The following is a 19,665-nucleotide window of genomic DNA, read 5'->3' on the forward strand; positions in this document are numbered from 1 at the left end:
TTTTGGTCCTTCTGAAAAAATAGGACATGAAATATTTACTGTTAACAGTGGCACTGTTTTTTAACCTGTTTACCAATGGAATAGCACAGAACAACCCTATGCTTACCGGCTGGGAATTTTCCCGCACGGACGAAGGAATCTGGCGGCCCGCTACCGTACCCGGAACGGTTCACACCGATTTAATGGCGCAGCATTTAATCCCCGATCCTTTTGTGGGAACCAATGAAAAAGCCGTGCAGTGGGTAGATAAGAAAGACTGGCAATACCGGAAAAGATGGCACATCAAAAAACAGGAACTAAATGCAGCCGAGATAGAACTGGAGTTTAAAGGTTTGGATACCTATGCAGATGTGTATCTCAATAATCATTTAATACTACAGTCGGCAAACATGTTTGTTTCGCATACGGTAAGTGTAAAAGAATGGCTGGTAGCGGGCGACAACGAATTGCGTATCCTGTTTAAAAGCCCCGTCAAAACAGACATGCCCCGGTTTTTGCAGGACAGCATCATCTATCCCGCCGGTAACGATGCCAGCGATATTCCACTCAGTATTTATGCACGTAAAGCCCCCTATCACTACGGCTGGGATTGGGGCCCGCGGCTGGTTACGGCCGGTATTTACCGCCCCATCGTGCTGCGGAGCTGGAATAAAGCGGTGATCCGCGATGTATACTGGCAACAGCTGCAACTGGATTCCACCAAAGCAAACATGCAGGCCGAAGTGACCATTGAAGCCGCTGCCGCGGGAGATTATACCTTGCAGGTGCTGCCCGCAAAATCTACCCCTGAACTGGCAAAATTACCGGTAAGCCTGCAGGCGGGCATCAATGTAATAAAAGTACCTTTCTCTATAAAAAAACCAGTACTGTGGTGGCCTGCCGGGATAGGCGCCCCTTTCTGCTACGAACTGCAGGTCAACCTGCTCAGCAATAAAAAGGTAGTGACTACCCAAAGCAATAAGGTAGGGTTGCGCACTATTGAAGTAGTGAACAAACCCGACAGCCTGGGCGAATCGTTTTATGTAAAAGTAAACGGTCGGCCCGTGTTTATGAAAGGCGCCAACTATATTCCCCAGGATAATTTTCTGCCGCGCGTAACCAAAGAAAAACAGGAAAAACTGTTTCAGGATATGGCGACTTCCAACTTTAATATGGTGCGCGTATGGGGCGGGGGTACTTATGAAGATGATAATTTTTACAGGCTGGCAGATCAGCACGGGATCCTGGTTTGGCAGGACTTTATGTTTGCCTGTACCCTTTATCCTTCCGATCCCGCGTTCCTGGAAAATGTAAAAGAGGAAGCAGCAGATAATATAAAACGTTTGCGCAATCATCCTTCGCTGGCGCTGTGGTGCGGAAATAATGAAGTGGCGGTAGCCATTAAAAACTGGGGCTGGCAAAGCGGTTACGCCTATACGAATACCCAGTGGGAAAGTTTGCAGCAGGGATATGATAAATTATTTAAAGAAGTGCTGCCACAACAGGTGGCCGCGTACCAGCCGGGCGCTTTTTATTTTCATTCTTCGCCCATCAGCAACTGGGGAAAGCCGGAAGATTTTACCAAAGGAGATAATCACTACTGGGGCGTATGGCATGGTATGGAATGGTTTGAAGCATTTAATACACATGTGCCACGGTTTATGAGCGAATATGGTTTCCAGTCCTTCCCGTCTATGGAAACGATCCGCACATTTGCTGAGAAAGAAGACTATGATATCTTTTCCAATGTGATGCAGGCCCACCAGAAAAGTCCGGCTAAAGGAAATACGGCCATCAAAACGTACATGCTGCATTACTATCGTGAGCCGAAAGACTTTCCCTCTTTTGTTTATCTCAGCCAGGTATTACAGGCAGAAGGCATGAAAGTAGCCATAGAAGCCCATCGCAGGGCTATGCCTTATTGCATGGGCACCCTCTACTGGCAGCTGAATGACTGCTGGCCGGGCGCTTCCTGGTCGGGACGGGATTACAACGGCCGCTGGAAAGCGCTGCAGTATTATGTAAAAGACGCATTCAGGCCACGGCTGGTATCCAGCGTTATCGAAAACGGACAGTTGTGTACCTACCTCGTAACAGATGAATACGAAGGTAAAGCCGACCTGTTGATGAAAGCAGTAGATCTGAATGGTAAGGTGATCTGGCAAAAAGAATTAACGGATATCTCTGTAAAGGCAAATACCAGTGAAAAACTACACGCCATCGATACCGCTGCAGTTTTACAGGGAAATAACCCGGCAAGGGTAATATTCTATGCGCAACTGCGAATAGACAGTAAGGATATGGAGCGGAATATCTTTTACTTTGCTCCGGCGAAGGATATGAACCTGGAAGTACCGCACCTGGATGTGGTAACCAGCAAGGTAGCCAAAGATAAAGGCATTGTTTATATCCGCGTGAAAACAGACAAGCTGGCAAGAAATGTTTACCTGTCGCTGGACAAGGCCACTGCAACCGATCATTTTGAAGACAACTACTTCGATCTGTTGCCGGGAGAAACCCGGACCATCCGGTTGCAGACAGGTCAGCTGCCCGAATTGATCCACCAGGCATTGAAAGTAACTACTTTAGTATCGTCTTATAAAAACTAACAATGAAAAAGAAATACCTGATCTTATTGGGATTTGCGTTGCTGGGCTTTAATGGCCTCCATGCACAGAATGAAGAACCACCTTATGTACCTGAAACAGATCAGGCGGTGGTAAAGAAGCTGGACGAATGGCAGGACTGGAAATTTGGGATGATCATGCACTGGGGCCCCTATTCCCAATGGGGCGTGGTGGAATCCTGGAGCATTTGCCCGGAAGATGAAGGCTGGACACAGCGTAAGCCGGCAGGTGTTCCGTATTACGATTACCTGAAAAAGTACGAGGCGCTGGGGAAAACGTTTAACCCCGTTCACTTTAATCCCGAAAAATGGGCGAAAGCCGCAAAGGACGCAGGGATGAAGTACCTGGTGTTTACTACCAAGCACCACGATGGCTTCTGTATGTTTGATACCAAACAAACCGATTACAAGATAACCGCCGCTGATGGCGCTTTCAGCAAGAACCCGCGCGCCAACCTGGCGAAGGAAGTATTCCAGGCTTTCCGTGAGGAAGGTATACATGCCGGGGCTTACTTTTCCAAGCCCGACTGGCACACCGAATACTACTGGTGGAGCTACTTCCCGCCAAAAGACCGTAACCCGAACTATGACCTGAAGAAATATCCGGAAAGATGGAACCAGTTCAAACAATACACCTATAACCAGATTGAAGAGCTGATGACCGGTTACGGTAAACTGGATATCCTCTGGCTGGACGGCGGCTGGGTGCGCCCGTTGAAGCAACAAACAAAAGAATCGCTCTCCTGGAGTCAAACCGCTCCGCAGGATCAGGATATAGATATGGGTAAAATTGCCACGATGGCCCGCAGTCACCAACCCGGACTGATTGTAGTGGATCGCAGTGTGCACGGCCCTTACGAAAACTACCGCACCCCTGAACAGCAGATTCCCGACAAGCCGCTCAGCTATCCCTGGGAAACCTGCATGACGATGGGCAGCTCGTGGTCGTATGTACCGGACGATAAATACAAATCCGTAAATGTGCTGATCCATAACCTGGTGGATATCGTGGCCAAAGGCGGCAACTACCTGCTGAATGTGGCTCCCGGCCCCGATGGCGAGCTGCATAACGATGCCTACACCACCATGAAGCATATCGGTGAATGGATTCATATTAACGGGGACGCTATTTATGGCACCCGTGCGGTAGCCCCTTACAAAGACGGGAAAGTGTGTTTCACCCGTAAAAAAGACGGCAGCGTATATGCGATCTATCTGTTGGATCAGAATGAGAAATTGCCCGCAGTAATTTCATTTAAAGGATTAACGCCGGTTAAAGGCGCCCGTTTACAGGTGTTGGGAACCAATAATAAGCTGGTGTGGAAAACTACAGCCGCCGGAGTGGAAGTGCAGATCCCTGTATCTATCCGTGATAAAGGATTCCAGCATGCAATAGCTATCAAAATGCCGGCTGTTGAAAAACTGTGATTATAGTGTGAATCAATGTGAATTAGTGTTGATAAATAAAAAAAAGAGATGGACGCTTACCCGCGGTCATCTCTTTTTTGTTTTATAGTCGAACTGATCACAAATGGTAGCTATATGAACAGAAACCCAAAAGTCTTGCTAGTTGACGATGATAAGGCATTCGGCGGTATCGTCAAACAGCACCTGGAGCAGGCCGGCTACAGTGTGGAGCATTGTTTCGACGGCGTGGATGCCTGGAACCTTTATTCAAGGTCCAAGTATGACATTTGTCTTATCGACATCGTTCTTCCAAAAATGAATGGATTTGAACTGGCGAAGGAAATCCGGAATGTTACGATGCTGACGCCCATCTTTTTCCTGTCGGCGGAAAAGACGGAGGAAACGGACCGCATCAACGGATTTCAGCTGGGAGGGGATGGCTACCTCGTAAAGCCATTCAGTTTTGAGGAACTGGTAAAAAGAATGAAGGTAATCCTGAAGTGGACCCGCCCCAACAGAACAGAGCTGCTGGTAGGGCACACGGTAGCCAATTACACCTTTCATTACCGGAAACTCAAAATCTTTGAAACCAGCAGCAAACTGGCCAAAGGAAGAATTTCTCCCATTGAGGCAAAAATGCTGCGTTATTTCCTCAGCCGGCCAAATATCATCGTACAAAAAGACGAGGTGCTGCTGCGGGTTTGGGGAAAAGAAGATTTTTACGCAAGTCGCAGTATGGACGTTTTTATTGGCCGTGTGCGCCGGTTACTCAAACTGGTGCCCCGCATAGAGCTGGAAACCGTGTATAACGTAGGCCTCCGGCTGAATGTGCCGGAAGATATCCTGCCGGTGAAGATCACCGTACCTCTCCACTGATTACATTTTCTTTCCCGCCGAATAATCAACCTGCCCACCCTTTCCGGTTTTATAGCCGGCAAAGGGTGGGTGTTTTTTGTCTAAACCTGCTTTTTTCTTTCAGATTATATTAAATCGTAACTTTATTCTAATGGAAACAGTGGTTGTACAAAAATATAATTTAGACGAAGAGCAGGAAAAGAAGGAAATCGTTCGGCATTACCGTGCTTTATTAAGGGCATTGAAGCCCCGTTTGAAAAAAGGCGACAGGGAGCTGGTACGTACTGCTTTTGAAATGGCAGCAGATGCACACAAGGAAATGCGGCGTAAATCCGGGGAGCCTTATATATTGCATCCGCTGGCAGTGGCGCAGATTTGCGTGGAAGAAATCGGTCTTGGCGTACGTTCCGCCATATGTGCCCTGCTCCACGATACCGTGGAGGATACCGAAGTAACACTGGAAGATGTGTCCCGCGAGTTCGGGAATGAGATCGCTCATATCGTAGACGGTCTCACAAAAATATCTACCGTAATAGACTCCAGTACCAGCACCGCACAGGCAGAAAACTTCAAGAAAATATTACTGACGCTGGCAGATGACCCCCGGGTTATCCTTATCAAGCTGGCAGACAGGCTGCACAATATGCGTACGCTCGATAGCATGAGCCGCGAAAAACAGCTGAAAATAGCTTCTGAAACCGTATTCATTTATGCGCCTCTGGCCCACCGCCTCGGATTATACAATATCAAATCCGAAATGGAAGATCTGGCCATGAAATATACGGAGCAGCAAACCTACCGGGAAATAGCCAGGCGTCTCAAAGAAACCAAACGGGAACGCACCCGCTATATCAATGAGTTTATCAAACCTATCAAGGAAGTGCTGCAGGAAGAAGGATTTGAATTCGAGATCTATGGCCGCCCGAAATCAATCCATTCCATCCATAACAAGATCAAAACAAAAGGCGTTGCCTTTGAAGAAGTATATGACCTTTTTGCCATCCGTATCATCCTGGATTCCCCGATAGATAAGGAAAAGGCAGATTGCTGGAAGGTGTATTCCATTATCACCGACTTTTACCATCCCAGCCCGGAAAGGACACGCGACTGGCTCAGTAACCCCAAATCCAACGGGTATGAGGCGTTGCACGTAACCGTAATGGGCCCCAGCGGTAAATGGGTGGAAGTGCAGATCCGCTCCAAACGCATGAACGATTATGCGGAAAAAGGCGTGGCCGCCCACTGGCGCTACAAGGAAGGCAGCAATGCCTCCGCCCAGCAGGAATCTAAATTTGATCAGTGGTTCACCCAGATCCGGGAAATCCTGAACAACCCGGATTCCAATACGCTCGACTTCCTCGCCGATTTTAAGAGTAACCTCTTTACAGAAGAAATTTATGTGTATACTCCTAAAGGGGATCTGAAAATATTGCCGGTAAACTCTACTGCGCTCGACTTTGCGTACTCCATCCACAGTGCGGTGGGGAACAAATGTATCGGCGCTAAAGTGAATTACAAACTGGTGCCCCTGAGCCATAAATTGCGCAGTGGCGACCAGGTAGAGATCATTACCTCCAATAAACAAAAGCCTTCGGAAGACTGGCTGAACTTTGTGCTTACCGCCAAAGCCAAATCCAAGATCAAGGATGCGCTGAAGGAAGAAAAGCGGAAAGTGGCGATGGACGGGAAGGCCGCACTGGAGCGTAAGCTGTCGCACATGAATATTTCTTTCAGTCAGCATAATATCAATGAACTGGTACAGTTCTATAAACAACCGTCCCCATTGGACTTATATTACCAGGTGGCGGTCCGCAACATCGATCTGAAAGAACTGAAACAGTTTTCTGTACTGGGCGATAAACTGGAACCCCCAAAACCGGTAAAGGTACCGGAACACGTACCGGAAGAACATGTAAAACATCAGCTGCCTTCCAAGAAAGATGCAGAACTGATCATTTTCGGAGAAAGCTCCGACAAGATTGCCTATAAACTGGCTAACTGCTGCCGCCCGATCCCGGGAGATGACGTATTTGGCTTTATTACCGCCAGTGAAGGGTTGAAGATACACCGTACCAACTGCCCCAATGCTGCGCAGCTGCTGGCTAACTATGGTCACCGCGTAGTAAAGACCAAGTGGGTGAAGAACCGCGAAATTTCCTTCCTCACAGGCTTACGCATTATCGGGATGGATGATGTGGGCGTGATCCATAAAATTACGAACATTATTTCCGGTGAATTGAAGATTAATATCTCCGCCCTCAGCATTGAGTCAAAAGAAGGCTTATTTGAGGGGTTGATCAAAGTATATGTCCACGACAAGGAAGAACTGGACGAGCTCGTGGATAGGCTTAAAACGCTCGATGGAATACAATCTATCCAGCGCCTCGAAGAATCTTAAAGTAAAAAATACAAACAGCAAATAAAGAAGGGCGGGTAAAAGGGAAGATTTCAGAAGATCTTGATGAAATCTTCCCTTTTACCCGCAATTCCGGTGTGTAATTAGTAATTTGTTTGTAATTCTTAATATTCGCCTTAATTTTGCGACTTCTTTTAAAGCAACAAACCTCCGATATTTAATTAAATCATTATGGTAGACGTTTTGTTAGGCCTGCAATGGGGCGACGAAGGCAAGGGTAAGATTGTGGACTATTTTGCCGGCAGGTACGACGTGATTGCCCGTTTCCAGGGTGGACCAAACGCTGGTCACACCTTGTATGTAAACGGTCAGAAAGTAGTATTGCGCACCATTCCATCCGGTGTATTTCATGATAAGACCATCAACCTGATCGGTAACGGCGTGGTGCTCGATCCTGTAGCTTTCAAAAAAGAAAGTGAAGATATTTCAGCCCTGGGAGTAGATCTGACAAAAAATCTGTTTATTGCTGAAAAAACCCATATCATTGTTCCTACACACCGCGCGCTGGACAAAGCGTCTGAAATAGCGAAAGGAAATGATAAAATTGGCTCTACTTTAAAAGGTATCGGACCTGCCTACATGGATAAAACCGGCAGAAATGGTTTGCGCGTAGGCGATGTTTTATCTCCCGATTTTAAAACACTGTACGAAAAACTGAAGCAGAAACATCTGCAGCTGTTGTGTCAGTATGATATAAATGAATTTTCAGAAGATATTGCCAACTGGGAAGCTGAGTTCTTTGAAGCCATTCCTTTCCTGCAGAAAATGAACGTGGTAAGCGGCGAATATTTCCTGAATGAGAAACTGAAAGCCGGTAAAAAAGTATTGGCTGAAGGCGCCCAGGGAAGTATGCTGGACGTGGATTTTGGTACTTATCCTTTTGTTACTTCTTCCAATACCATCTCTGCCGGCGTATGTACCGGTTTAGGTATTGCCCCGCAGTGGATCAAAGAAGTGATTGGTGTTACCAAAGCCTATTGCACCCGCGTTGGTAGCGGTCCTTTCCCTACCGAACTGCATGATGCCACCGGCGAAAAGCTGCGTTCCGCAGGTCACGAATTTGGTGCGGTAACCGGCCGTCCACGCCGTTGCGGCTGGATTGACCTGGTAGCACTGAACTATACCTGCATGCTGAGCGGCGTTACCCAACTGGTAATGACAAAAAGCGACGTGCTCGACGAATTCGACGAAGTTCTCGCCTGCACCGCCTACGAAATTGACGGAAAACAAACAAAGCAACTGCCCTTCCAGATTAACGGTCTGGACATTAAACCAGTCTGGGAAACATTTAAAGGATGGAGCGATAAAACTTCTACCTGCCAGCAGTTCAACGAGTTACCAACGGAGATGAAAGCATTTGTTACAGCAGTAGACTCGTATCTGGGCGTTCCCGTGAAATACGTTTCCAACGGACCCGGACGCGATCAGATCCTTGAAAAGTAGAACCAAAAAGTAAGGAAAAAAAACAGCAAAAAAAATTTGGCGAATAAAAAAAACTATTAAAACTTTACGGCAAAGAAATAAGGTAACCTATTATGAAATCAAAATCTGATAAAGAGAAAGAGACCAAAAAAACTACTTCTCCTAAGACTGCAAAAGACGCTCCCAAAGCTGCGGCCAAGCCTAAGAAAGAGGTGGATGATGATGAGGAGGAGGAAGATGATGAAGATGTGAAACCTTCCAAATCTGCCCCAAAGAAATCAGATAAGTCTGCATCCAAATCAAAACGTAAAGATGATGATGAGGAGGATGAAGACGATGCAGATGAGGAAGATGATGTGGATGATGCCTGGGAAAAAGGAGAAGATGATGATTATGATCCTGATTTTGAAGAATTTGACATGCCTAAGTCGAAAGGTAAACGCGGCCGTCCCAGCACTGGCAGCAAAAAAGCCGATGATGACGACGACCTGGGTATCGATGATGAATTCAAAGACATGGATCTGTTCAACGATCGTTTTGATGATGACGATGATGATTTTTAAGCACTAAAACACGATTGTTATCAGGATATTCCACACTTTTCCGGTTGATAATCAGAAAATATTTAAGCAACAAATGTTGGATTGGGGAAACCAGTTCAACATTTGTTGTTTTTTAGACAATAATAATTATGATTCTCCCTGGCATCAGTATGAAGCCATACTCGCTGCAGATGCGCTGCATACCCTCGAAGTAAACGCCGGAAACGCTTTCCCCGCCTTACAGCAATTTCATCAAACGCACGCCGGCTGGCTCTTTGGCCACCTCGCCTACGATCTGAAAAATGAAACGGTACCCGGGCTTCAATCACAACACCTCGATGGTATCGGGTTCCCCGATATGCACTTCTTTGTGCCCCGCGTAATCATACAACTGCAAAAAGAACAGGTACATATCGGCGGAGAAGCTTTCAGCAAAGAAGACGCACAGGAGATCCTGACAGCCGTTTTGCACATGCCCGCAGATACAACCCCCGTGGTTATTTCCCCCGTGCAGCCATTGCAAAGCCGCCTGGATCATCAACGCTATATTGCCGCAGTGAAAAGCCTGCAACAGCACATCCTGCAGGGCGACTGCTATGAAGTGAATTTCTGCCGCGAAAACTTCATGGAAAATATCAGCATACATCCACCGGCTTTATTTACCCGGTTGAATGCCCTGTCACCATCGCCTTTTGCCACCTATTACCGCCTGCATCACCGTTACCTCGCCTGCTCCAGCCCGGAACGCTTCATACAAAAGAAAGGTAATACCGTTATCTCCCAGCCGATAAAAGGCACCAGCCGAAAAGATGCAGATCCGGAAACAGACCGGCAACTGCAGCAGGAATTACTGAACAGCGCCAAAGAACGCGCGGAAAATGTAATGGTGGTAGATCTTGTACGTAACGATTTATCCCATACCGCATTGCAGGGTACCGTGGAAGTAACAGAGCTTTTTGGCATCTACTCCTTTGCGCATGTGCATCACATGATCTCTACTGTTTCTGCACAGCTGTCTCCTGAAACACCCTTCACGGAAGTATTGCGTAGTGCCTTCCCGATGGGGTCTATGACAGGCGCGCCAAAAATAAGGGTGATGCAACTCATTGAACAATATGAGCAAACCCGCCGCGGACTTTACTCAGGAGCCGTTGGATATATTACGCCGGGAGGTGATTTCGATTTTAATGTAGTGATCCGCAGTATGCTATACAATGCAGAGAACCGCTATCTCTCTTTTCAGACCGGATCAGCCATCACTTTTTACAGTGATCCCGAAAAAGAATGGGAAGAGTGCCTGCTGAAAGCCGCCGCTATGGAAAAAACCGTTATCGGCTAAACAGCTGCTCCATCGCCTCGTTGATGGTAGGATAAGAATACTGGAAACCGGTTCGTTGTATTTTGTCGGCAGAAGCCTTTACACTTTTCAATACTTCCACACTCATTTCCCCCAATGCCAGTTTCAGGGCAAAAGTAGGTACATAGGTAGTCATAAAGCTGCCGCCTTTCGCCTGCCGGGCCATGCTCAGTATCAGTTCACGGTTAGTAACAGGGTTGGGAGCCACGGCATTGTAGACGCCTTCCAGTTTGTCGTTCACAATGGCATTGAAGTACAGGCGTACAATATCATGAATATGTATCCAGGGAACAAACTGTTCGCCTGATCCGAGCACCGTGGCAAATCCAAACCGCAGCGGTTTGTAGAATTCCTTTAAAGCGCCGCCATCCGGACTTAGCACAATCCCGGTCCGGAAAATCACCAGCTTTTTATCGAGTGTAGTTACTTTGGAAATGCTTTGTTCCCAGGCAAGGGTAGTGGTAGCCAGGTAGTCGGTGCCAGGAGGGTCTGTTTCGGTGAATACATGATCTGTAAACTCGCCGTAGTACCCCGTTGCCGAAGCGCTGATCACCTTCTTTACCTTATTGGGGAAGTTTTTCAGGGCGTTGAAAATTAAATCACTGCTTTTGGTGCGACTATCAATAATCTCCTGTTTACGTGTGGCTGTCCAGCGTTTCCCGCCCACATTGGCGCCCGCCAGGTGCACTATATAGTCCGCCTGTTGAACGGCTTCTTTATCTATGGTTTGCGTTTCCACGTTCCAGTGGGCATATGTTACATCCTTAATGCTGCGTTTATCGGGGCGTCTGCTGAGGATAATCACCTTGTAGCCGCGCTCCAGCAGCAGCCGGGTTAATGCCGTCCCTATGAGTCCTGTTCCACCGGTTATAATAACGGTCTCCATTCAATAATAGCTGCTTTTTTAAAATAATTTATTAAAAATACACAATAAATCGGGCCTTTTGGAATTTATGTAAAAGCAGGGCTTACCGGCTTTAAATTGACAACTTAATTTCTGAATTTTAATGTAAGTTTGAAAATGGCACATACAAATGGGCCATCTGCATTATCACAAAAATATCTGAAATCTATATTACCGCATGCATACGCTATACCGCCTACAATTATTATTGTTGCTGCTTTTCGCCGGCACAGCAGCAATGGCACAGAAAATAACCTATTCTGAACCGGAGAAAGATGATTACAAAAGCACCGAATTTGAAATCATTGGTAAGGTAGCAGGGAATATACTGGTGTATAAAACAGACCGCGGCGACTTTGTAGTGTCTGTATATGATAATGCGATGCAGCTGAAAGAAAGGGTTAAACTGGACTTCCTGCCCCGTAAGGTGATCAGCATGGACTTTGTGGCCTATCCTGATAAGGTGCTGATGATCTACCAGTTTCAACGCAAGGATGCGGTGTACAGCTTCTGTGCCACTATGTCGCCGGAAGCTAAGTTTGCAGACGCGCCTGTCCTGATCGATTCTACCCGCATCGGCATCTACTCTAAAGAGAACAAGGTATATTCTGTTGAAGTATCGGAAGATAAGAACCGCATCATGGTATATAAGATCAACCAGGATAACGAAAACAACAACGTGTTTTATACCTTCCTGTACGACAGTGCCATGAGCCTGGTGAATAACAGCCGCCTGTCCATGCCCATGCAGAAGAAGCAGTTCCTCAGCAACTTTAACCTCACCAATACCGGCGATCTGATCTTTAATAAACTGGAACGCACCTCCAACCGCGACTATGTGGTGAGCGGCAGCATGGTAGTGAAACGTTCGCTGGTAGATAGCTTTGAAACTTCCACAATGGCCTTCAAAGCACAATTGCTGGATGAGGTAAAGATGAAGCTTGATAACAATAAGCAAACGGCCCTGGTCACTGCTTTTTATTATAAACAGAAAAGAGGAAATGTAGAAGGCTTATATCTGTATAAATACGATTACGCCAACCATAAAGCGGTGTACGAGAAATCGCAGGTATTCCCCGACGACCTGAAAGCGAATGCCCGTGGCGAATCAAGCACCAGCGCTGCCTTTAACGATTACTTCATCCGTAAGGTAATTAATACCAGCAACGGTGGGTTCCTGCTCACCGCGGAATCTTTCTCCACTTCTTCCCGCTACCAGCCCTGGAACCGGTGGAACTATATGTATGGCAGCCCTTACGGCGGCATGTACGCCCCTTACTACTATTCTCCTTATTCTTCCATGTACTACAATCCTTACTACTGGAACAATTCACAGGGACTGCGATATCATTATGATAATGTAGCGGTACTGTCGTTCGACGATGAGGGAAATATGCAATGGAATAACTTTGTACATAAGAGCCAGTATGATGATAACGCCGACCTGTACCTGTCTTACCTGATGGTAAATGTGGGCAGCGAATTACGTTTTCTGTATAATGAACTGGACAGAAGGAATTATATGTTAACAGATGTAAGTCTGGCCCCGGGAGGTAAAGTGAACCGCATGCCTACGCTGCGTAACCTGGATAAGGGTTTCACCTGGATGCCCCGGTATGGCAAACAAATCAGTGGCCGCACCGTGGTGATACCATGCATTTACAGGAATTATATTTGCTTTGCTAAAATTGACTTTTAATCACACCTTTGCACTGTGATAAGATTTTTCCGCTCAGGCAATCCGCTAACGGTATTGCTGTTGTTAATATACACGCTGGTTGTTAAGTTTTACTATCTGATTCACCCATCTACCTACATGGCAGACGGATCGGAGGGGCTTTTGTATCACCTGCTGGTGAAATGGATGCATACGTTTACCGGCGGCAGTCCGCTGGTATTTACGTCAATGGCCGTGCTACTGCTGTTTTTGCAATCACTGCTTTTTACCCGTATCATCAATCACCACCGGTTATTTCCGCGGCCTACTTACCTGCCGGCCATGTGTTACCTGCTGTTTACATCCATGCTGCAAAGCTGGAATGTATTTTCGCCGGCCCTTATCGTGAACCTCATTATGCTGTGGGTATTTACCAGCATAACGGAGTTGTATACACGTACTTCCGCCCGTGATGTGGTGTTTAATATCGGGTTTGCCCTGGGGATAAGCGGACTCTTTTACTTTCCCTCTGTTATATTTTGTTCTTTGCTGCTGGCCAGTATGCTCATTATGCGTGCTTTCCGGCTGGCGGAGTGGATCATTGCCCTGCTGGGCCTGATCTGTCCATTATACCTGATGGGTACCTACCTGTTCCTCACCGGTCAGATGACCCTGCTCTGGAAAATCCCTAATATGGGAGCCTCCCTGCCCATGATCACTGATTATAAGGTATGGGGAGCCATGATCGCATGTTTGCTCTTTTTTGTGATCGGATGGCTGCTGTTGCAGCGCCCGCTTAAAAAAATGCTGATACAGGGCCGTAAAATATGGGCGGCATTAATCATATATGTACTGGTAGCCATGATGGTACCGTTCTTTAATATTCACTTTTCAGCAGCCTACTGGGTGCTGGCAGTTTTGCCGATCTCCATGTTTGCCGGTAACGTATTCTGGTCGGTTACCAACGACACTTTTGCCAACATTATCCACTTCATTGCATTGGCATATGTCGTCGTTATGCAATATTTCAGCTGATTTCCCCATTTTAAGGGCCTGATTACCAGTAATTTGTTAAATCAGGACAAACGGCAATGGAAAATTGCGAACGGCGAAGTAATTTTGTCCTTTCCCATTAGTTTTGTCATTCGTGAAAATGGTGGCAAAAACGTAGGGAAAAACGTTTTTTAAAAGCATTATTTACACATAAACACAAAATATTTTCAGATGAAATTTGGCGTTGTCACCTTTCCCGGTTCTAATTGTGATCATGATATGATTGATTCCCTGCGTAATGACCTGGGACAGGAAGTTATAGAACTGTGGCATAAGGATAAAGACCTGAGCGCATTCAGCACAGAAGATTGTATCGTATTACCGGGCGGTTTTTCCTTTGGCGACTACCTGCGTTGCGGCGCTATTGCGAAGTTTAGTCCGATGATGCAGAGTGTGATTGAATTTGCCAATAAAGGCGGCCGTGTCATCGGTGTTTGCAATGGTTTCCAGGTATTATGCGAAGCAGGTTTGCTGCCGGGTGTATTATTACAGAACCAGCACCAGCAGTTCATCTGCAAAAATGTATACCTGAAAAGCGAAAATACCACTGCATCCCTCACCAAAGATGTAGCCGGCAGACCATTAATGATTCCGATCGCACACGGAGAAGGCCGTTACTATGCTGATGAGGCTACCCTGGATGAACTGTTTAAGAACAACCAGGTGTTATTCCGCTACTGCGATGAGTTTGGCAACATTATTGAATCTGCTAACGATAACGGCGCCATCCGTAACATAGCAGGCATCTGTAACAAAGCAAAAAATGTTTTTGGAATGATGCCTCACCCGGAAAGGGCTACCAGCCTTGCCCTGGGTAATACAGACGGGCAGCTGATTTTACAAAGTCTGATCAATAACAACTAGATAGATTAAAATCAACCAACCAATTAAAAAGAAAAGCATGAAAAAATTATTAACAGCACTGGCTTTATTCGCCTTGCCCATTTTGGCAAGTGCACAGATAGAGAATCCGGTAAAATGGAGCTTTACGGCGAAGAAGGTGAATGCCACTACCTACGAAGTACACGCTACTGCCACTATCGATGCCGGATGGCATCTGTACGCACAGGAAGCAGGAGAAGGTCCGGTAGCTACCTCGTTTAAGTTTACTAAAAACCCACTGGCCGCTTCTGTAGGTAAAGTGGAAGAAATAGGTAAACTGCATAAGTCATTCGACAAAAACTTTAACTCAGAACTGAAATTCTACGAAAACTCTGTAGACTTCGTACAAAAAGTAACGGTAAAAGGTAAAGCCGCTACCAAAGTAAAAGGCACTGTAGAGTTTATGGTGTGCGATGACCACCAGTGTTTACCACCGAAAGAAGTGGAATTTGCAGTAAGTGTTGGAGGAAAATAAATTGAATCCGGTAACTGATAACAATACTCGCAAAACGAGTTCCTCAACAGGAACTCGTTTCTTGTTTTCTCAGATTTATATTATTTAAAGCCTATTGACTATATGAAGCATTTGCTTTCATTTCTAATACCTGTCTTTGCCCTGTTTGCACTTAATGCAAACGCGCAGGACGCAAGCCCGAAGCCTGTTAAATGGCAGTTTTCTGCAGAAAAGAAAAGTGACCAGGAATATGTGCTGCATCTGAAGGGCGCTATAGAAAAAGGCTGGCTGCTTTTTTCCACCACAATGGGAAACGATGATCCTAATACCAGGGTAGTACTGGATAGCAGCGTAAAAGCTACTATTACAGGTATTACAGAAAATGGTAAACTGGAAAACCGTAAAGAACCGTTATTCGATAACCTCGAGATCAAATATTTTGAGAACGAAGTGGAACTGGTAGCGGCAGTAAAAGCCACCGGACCCGTTTCCAAACTTTCCGGCACCATTACTTACATGGTACTGAAAGGAGAAGACGCGGTACCGGAAGAAGCTACTTTCGAAGTGCCTGTGGGAGATCCTGCTGCCGCGAAAGCAGGCGGCGCTGATACTACTGGTGCAGCTGCTGTAAAAGGCGGCGTGGCGGACGATGATGCGTCTAACAAATCTTTGTGGTGGATCTTTATCGCCAGCTTTGGTGGTGGATTCATTGCGCTGATCACGCCCTGCGTATTTTCCATGATTCCCATCACAGTAAGCTTCTTCACCAAGCGTAGCCAAACAAGGGCGCAGGGTATCAGGAATGCATTTACCTATTCCCTGTCTATCATCGTTATCTATACGCTGCTGGGCTTCCTGATCACCAAAATATTTGGTGCAAGTGCGCTGAACTCGCTGGCCAGCAATGGTATCGCCAACATGATCTTCTTTGTGATTTTCCTGTTGTTCGGGTTCTCGTTCCTGGGCGCTTTTGAAATCAGCTTACCCAGCTCCTGGGCCAACGTGTCCGACTCTAAAGCGGGCATGGGCAGTATGGCGGGTATTTTCTTCATGGCGCTTACCCTGGCCATCGTGTCTTTCTCCTGCACCGGTCCTATTTTAGGGAACCTGCTGGTACTGGCTGCGAAAGGAGGGAACTCCGGCCCGCTGGTAGGGATGTTCGGTTTCTCGCTGGCACTGGCTATACCATTCTCCTTATTTGCGCTGTTTCCGAGTTTGCTGAATAAGATCGGCAAATCCGGCGGCTGGCTGAATGCGGTGAAGGTTACGCTGGGCTTCCTGGAACTGGCGCTGGCGCTGAAGTTCCTGTCTAATGTAGATATGGCTTATCACTGGAATCTGCTGGACCGGGAAATATTCCTCGCCCTGTGGATTGCCATCTTTGCGTTGCTCACGATGTACCTGATTGGTAAGCTGAAACTGAGCCACGACAGCGATGTGCCTTTCCTCACGGTAACCCGCCTCTGTTTTGCGATTGCGGCGTTTACATTCACGGTGTATATGGTGCCTGGTATGTGGGGCGCCCCGCTGAAAGGAATCAGTGGATTCCTGCCGCATGAAGGCTCCCAGGACTTTAATCTCAATAAATCGCTGGTAAATATACAGGCAGCATTGGAAAGTGGCGAAGGTGGCGGTACAGGCGGCGGCAACAATGCCAATACCGTAAAACCTAAAAAGCTGGTAGATATTCTTCATTCTGAAATCCCCGGTGTGGAACACGTTTTCTTTGATTATGAAGAAGCGCTGGCAGCAGCCAAAGTGGCTAACAAGCCATTGATGATTGACTTTACGGGGCATACGTGCGTAAACTGCCGTAAGTTTGAAAAGTCGGTATTATCCAACCCGGCGGTGATGAAGATCCTGCGCAACGATTTTATCGTAGCCTCTTTATACACCGATGAAAAGACCAGGCTGTCCGATGAGGAAAGGTATGAGTCTAAAACTTCCGGGTTGAATGTAAAGGATGTTGGGTTAAAGAACCAGGATATCCAGATCACCAAGTTTAACCGTAACTCCCAGCCATACTACATTCCGGTAGACCTGGAAGGTAACGCGCTGCTGAACATTGGTTATGGCTATGATCCAAAAGAAAATGTAGACGCCTTCGTAAAGTATCTCGAAGATGCAAAAGCGGAGTTTGCAAAACGTCACGCGAAATAAGTAAAGTGTTATAAAAAAGAAAGGCCGTTTGTATCGTACAAACGGCCTTTCTTTTTTTATCGCTTAAATCAGAATGCGTAGCCGATTAATTCCGCACCGCTGACCTTCTCCTGCTGGCCGGTGGTAAGGTTTTTCACGCTCACCAGGTTTTCCTGCAGTTCAGATTCTCCGAGGATAATTACATAAGGAATCGCCCTTTTATCTGCATACTTCATTTGTTTATCCATCTTGGCCGGTTCATGGAATAATTCCGCGGCAACGCCCTGCTGACGCAATTGCATCATGTAGCTGAAAGCTGCGCGGGAACTGGCTTCTCCGAGGTTCAGGAATAATACTTTGGTAGATTGCTGTGCCGTTTGCGGGAATAGTTTCAGTTCTTCCAGCACGTCATAAATACGGTCAACACCAAAGGAGATCCCTACGCCGGAAATGCCTGGCAGGCCAAAGAGCCCGGTGAGGTCATCATATCTGCCACCACCGCCAATGCTGCCCATTTTCACGGTAGCAGGGGCTTTTACTTCCACGATCATACCGGTGTAGTAGTTAAGTCCGCGTGCAAGCGTCACATCAATGATGGGAGTGGTATTGAAGGTAGCATAGCCCGAGTTGAGCACAAACGACAATTCTTCAATGCCTTTTAACGCCGTGGAAGAAGATTGCAGGAGTGTTTTCAGCTGTGCCAGTTTTTCTTCGCTGCTTCCGTCGATAGCCAGGAACTTTTCGATGGTATCAATATCAGTACCGGTTAAACCACGTTCCTGTAATTCTTTTCTTACGCCGTCTGCACCAATTTTATCAAGTTTATCTATGGAGATTGTAATATCAGTGAGTAATTCGGTTTTGCCGATCACTTCAGCGAGGCCGAATAATATTTTACGGTTATTGATGCGCAATTCATAACCCTGCAGGCCCAGTTTGGTTAGCACGGTATCGTATATCAGCAGTAATTCTACTTCATTAAGTAAGGAATTACTGCCTACCACATCGGCATCGCATTGATAGAACTCGCGGTAGCGGCCTTTCTGCGGTCTGTCTGCGCGCCATACGGGTTGCATCTGGAAGCGTTTAAAGGGAAGTGCCAGTTCATGCTGGTTCATTACCACGTAGCGTGCGAAGGGAATGGTCAGGTCGTAACGCAGTGCTTTTTCGGTAATGGCGGAAACGAGTTCTTTATTGTCTTTAGCCTGATGGGCTTCACCATAGATCTCTCCGTTGTTCAGTACTTTGAACATCAGTTTATCTCCTTCCTCTCCGTACTTCCCGGTGAGGGTGGATAAGTTCTCCATCGCGGGAGTTTCCAGTGGCTGGAAACCGAATACCTCAAAGGTTTCGCGGATGGTCTGGAAAATATAATTACGTTTTCTCACTACCACCGGGCCAAAATCACGGGTGCCTTTAGGAATACCGGGCTTTATCATCTCTAAAAAATATTAAAAGTTTTATGGTTGCTGGTCTGCGATGTTTTCGCATGCCTCGTAGATCATTTTATAAACAGGTGCAAACAGGGCGTCATCAAACCAGGGATCTGGAACGTCCTGCTGATCCGGCAGCAGGAAGGCTACTTTTGCTTTATCCGGGTTGTTACGGGCTTTGCGTAACACATCGGCATAATTATTCCTGTCCATAACATAGATGCGGTCAAAGGTATCAAAATCGGCGGTCTGGAACTGCCTGCCCCGTAATCCGGTGATATCCACACCGTTTTTCCGGGCTTCCTTTATGGAGCGGTGATCCGGTGAGTGGCCTACATGCCAGTTGCCGGTGCCGGCAGAATCAATTTCCCAGTCCAGTCCCCTTGTTGCTGCCAGGTGCCTCATAATCCCTTCTGCAAGGGGGGAGCGGCAAATATTACCCAGGCAAACCATCAATATCTTCATGCAGATGAATATTTGAATATCAGGCCGCAAACCTACAAGATATTATGGAAATGTGCGTGTATTTGCATCTTTTA

Annotated in this window: 15 protein-coding genes; 12 read left to right on the forward strand and 3 right to left on the reverse strand. The window is 46.7% G+C overall.

Going from position 1 to position 19,665, the window contains the following annotated elements; all coding sequences use genetic code 11:
- Positions 1 to 26 precede the first annotated feature (26 nt).
- From ACMXI2_RS00985 to ACMXI2_RS01015, 7 genes are all read left to right on the forward strand, one after another.
- Positions 27 to 2,588, forward strand: coding sequence for a beta-mannosidase (locus ACMXI2_RS00985; protein ID WP_483779879.1), 2,562 nt, complete (start codon positions 27 to 29; stop codon positions 2,586 to 2,588).
- Positions 2,589 to 2,590: 2 nt separating this feature from the next.
- The gene (locus ACMXI2_RS00990; protein ID WP_483779880.1) at positions 2,591 to 4,033 is read left to right on the forward strand and encodes an alpha-L-fucosidase; all 1,443 of its coding nucleotides are present in this window, start codon (positions 2,591 to 2,593) and stop codon (positions 4,031 to 4,033) included.
- Between the two features lie 114 nt (positions 4,034 to 4,147).
- Positions 4,148 to 4,888 carry a response regulator transcription factor gene (locus ACMXI2_RS00995; protein ID WP_483779881.1) on the forward strand — a complete coding sequence of 247 codons (741 nt, stop codon included), beginning with the start codon at positions 4,148 to 4,150 and terminating at the stop codon, positions 4,886 to 4,888.
- 130 nt (positions 4,889 to 5,018) lie between these two features.
- The gene (locus ACMXI2_RS01000; protein WP_483779882.1) at positions 5,019 to 7,265 is read left to right on the forward strand and encodes a RelA/SpoT family protein; all 2,247 of its coding nucleotides are present in this window, start codon (positions 5,019 to 5,021) and stop codon (positions 7,263 to 7,265) included.
- A gap of 189 nt (positions 7,266 to 7,454) precedes the next feature.
- Positions 7,455 to 8,726, forward strand: coding sequence for an adenylosuccinate synthase (locus tag ACMXI2_RS01005; protein WP_483779883.1), 1,272 nt, complete (start codon positions 7,455 to 7,457; stop codon positions 8,724 to 8,726).
- 92 nt (positions 8,727 to 8,818) lie between these two features.
- Positions 8,819 to 9,268 carry a hypothetical protein gene (locus tag ACMXI2_RS01010; RefSeq protein WP_483779884.1) on the forward strand — a complete coding sequence of 150 codons (450 nt, stop codon included), beginning with the start codon at positions 8,819 to 8,821 and terminating at the stop codon, positions 9,266 to 9,268.
- Positions 9,269 to 9,341: 73 nt separating this feature from the next.
- The gene (locus tag ACMXI2_RS01015; RefSeq protein WP_483779885.1) at positions 9,342 to 10,586 is read left to right on the forward strand and encodes an anthranilate synthase component I family protein; all 1,245 of its coding nucleotides are present in this window, start codon (positions 9,342 to 9,344) and stop codon (positions 10,584 to 10,586) included.
- Here the strand turns inward: ACMXI2_RS01015 and ACMXI2_RS01020 are convergent.
- Positions 10,576 to 11,490, reverse strand: coding sequence for a TIGR01777 family oxidoreductase (locus ACMXI2_RS01020; RefSeq protein ID WP_483779886.1), 915 nt, complete (start codon positions 11,488 to 11,490; stop codon positions 10,576 to 10,578). The two genes, ACMXI2_RS01015 and ACMXI2_RS01020, sit on opposite strands and share 11 nt — an antisense overlap.
- Before the next feature lie 196 nt (positions 11,491 to 11,686).
- On the opposite strand from ACMXI2_RS01020, the gene ACMXI2_RS01025 reads away from it, so the two are divergent.
- The 5 genes from ACMXI2_RS01025 (at position 11,687) to ACMXI2_RS01045 (ending at position 17,714) form a co-directional block, all read left to right on the forward strand.
- The gene (locus ACMXI2_RS01025) at positions 11,687 to 13,207 is read left to right on the forward strand and encodes a hypothetical protein (RefSeq protein ID WP_483779887.1); all 1,521 of its coding nucleotides are present in this window, start codon (positions 11,687 to 11,689) and stop codon (positions 13,205 to 13,207) included.
- A gap of 15 nt (positions 13,208 to 13,222) precedes the next feature.
- Positions 13,223 to 14,200 (forward strand): hypothetical protein, encoded by a 978-nt coding sequence (locus tag ACMXI2_RS01030; protein ID WP_483779888.1) that lies wholly within the window; start codon positions 13,223 to 13,225, stop codon positions 14,198 to 14,200.
- A gap of 189 nt (positions 14,201 to 14,389) precedes the next feature.
- A complete protein-coding gene (gene purQ, locus ACMXI2_RS01035; protein WP_483779889.1) occupies positions 14,390 to 15,082 on the forward strand; it encodes a phosphoribosylformylglycinamidine synthase subunit PurQ in 693 nt (230 codons plus the stop codon).
- Positions 15,083 to 15,119: 37 nt separating this feature from the next.
- Positions 15,120 to 15,575 carry a protein-disulfide reductase DsbD domain-containing protein gene (locus ACMXI2_RS01040; RefSeq protein ID WP_483779890.1) on the forward strand — a complete coding sequence of 152 codons (456 nt, stop codon included), beginning with the start codon at positions 15,120 to 15,122 and terminating at the stop codon, positions 15,573 to 15,575.
- Positions 15,576 to 15,677: 102 nt separating this feature from the next.
- On the forward strand, positions 15,678 to 17,714 hold the full coding sequence (locus ACMXI2_RS01045; RefSeq protein WP_483779891.1) for a protein-disulfide reductase DsbD family protein: 2,037 nt from the start codon (positions 15,678 to 15,680) through the stop codon (positions 17,712 to 17,714).
- 68 nt (positions 17,715 to 17,782) lie between these two features.
- On the opposite strand, the gene hisS is transcribed toward ACMXI2_RS01045, so the two are convergent.
- A complete protein-coding gene (gene hisS, locus ACMXI2_RS01050) occupies positions 17,783 to 19,132 on the reverse strand; it encodes a histidine--tRNA ligase (protein ID WP_483779892.1) in 1,350 nt (449 codons plus the stop codon).
- Positions 19,133 to 19,153: 21 nt separating this feature from the next.
- Positions 19,154 to 19,591 carry a low molecular weight protein-tyrosine-phosphatase gene (locus tag ACMXI2_RS01055; RefSeq protein ID WP_483779893.1) on the reverse strand — a complete coding sequence of 146 codons (438 nt, stop codon included), beginning with the start codon at positions 19,589 to 19,591 and terminating at the stop codon, positions 19,154 to 19,156.
- Positions 19,592 to 19,665: the final 74 nt, after the last annotated feature.

This window comes from Chitinophaga sp. G7 BAM 1005 (assembly GCF_057126945.1).

Bases quoted from the DNA above. Each gene is read 5' to 3' on its own strand.
- ACMXI2_RS00985 (WP_483779879.1), top strand. From the start codon at position 27: ATGAAATATTTACTGTTAACAGTGGCACTGTTTTTTAACCTGTTTACC.
- ACMXI2_RS00990 (WP_483779880.1), top strand. From the start codon at position 2,591: ATGAAAAAGAAATACCTGATCTTATTGGGATTTGCGTTGCTGGGCTTT.
- ACMXI2_RS00995 (WP_483779881.1), top strand. From the start codon at position 4,148: ATGAACAGAAACCCAAAAGTCTTGCTAGTTGACGATGATAAGGCATTC.
- ACMXI2_RS01000 (WP_483779882.1), top strand. From the start codon at position 5,019: ATGGAAACAGTGGTTGTACAAAAATATAATTTAGACGAAGAGCAGGAA.
- ACMXI2_RS01005 (WP_483779883.1), top strand. From the start codon at position 7,455: ATGGTAGACGTTTTGTTAGGCCTGCAATGGGGCGACGAAGGCAAGGGT.
- ACMXI2_RS01010 (WP_483779884.1), top strand. From the start codon at position 8,819: ATGAAATCAAAATCTGATAAAGAGAAAGAGACCAAAAAAACTACTTCT.
- ACMXI2_RS01015 (WP_483779885.1), top strand. From the start codon at position 9,342: ATGTTGGATTGGGGAAACCAGTTCAACATTTGTTGTTTTTTAGACAAT.
- ACMXI2_RS01020 (WP_483779886.1), bottom strand. From the start codon at position 11,490: ATGGAGACCGTTATTATAACCGGTGGAACAGGACTCATAGGGACGGCA.
- ACMXI2_RS01025 (WP_483779887.1), top strand. From the start codon at position 11,687: ATGCATACGCTATACCGCCTACAATTATTATTGTTGCTGCTTTTCGCC.
- purQ (WP_483779889.1), top strand. From the start codon at position 14,390: ATGAAATTTGGCGTTGTCACCTTTCCCGGTTCTAATTGTGATCATGAT.
- ACMXI2_RS01040 (WP_483779890.1), top strand. From the start codon at position 15,120: ATGAAAAAATTATTAACAGCACTGGCTTTATTCGCCTTGCCCATTTTG.
- ACMXI2_RS01045 (WP_483779891.1), top strand. From the start codon at position 15,678: ATGAAGCATTTGCTTTCATTTCTAATACCTGTCTTTGCCCTGTTTGCA.
- hisS (WP_483779892.1), bottom strand. From the start codon at position 19,132: ATGATAAAGCCCGGTATTCCTAAAGGCACCCGTGATTTTGGCCCGGTG.
- ACMXI2_RS01055 (WP_483779893.1), bottom strand. From the start codon at position 19,591: ATGAAGATATTGATGGTTTGCCTGGGTAATATTTGCCGCTCCCCCCTT.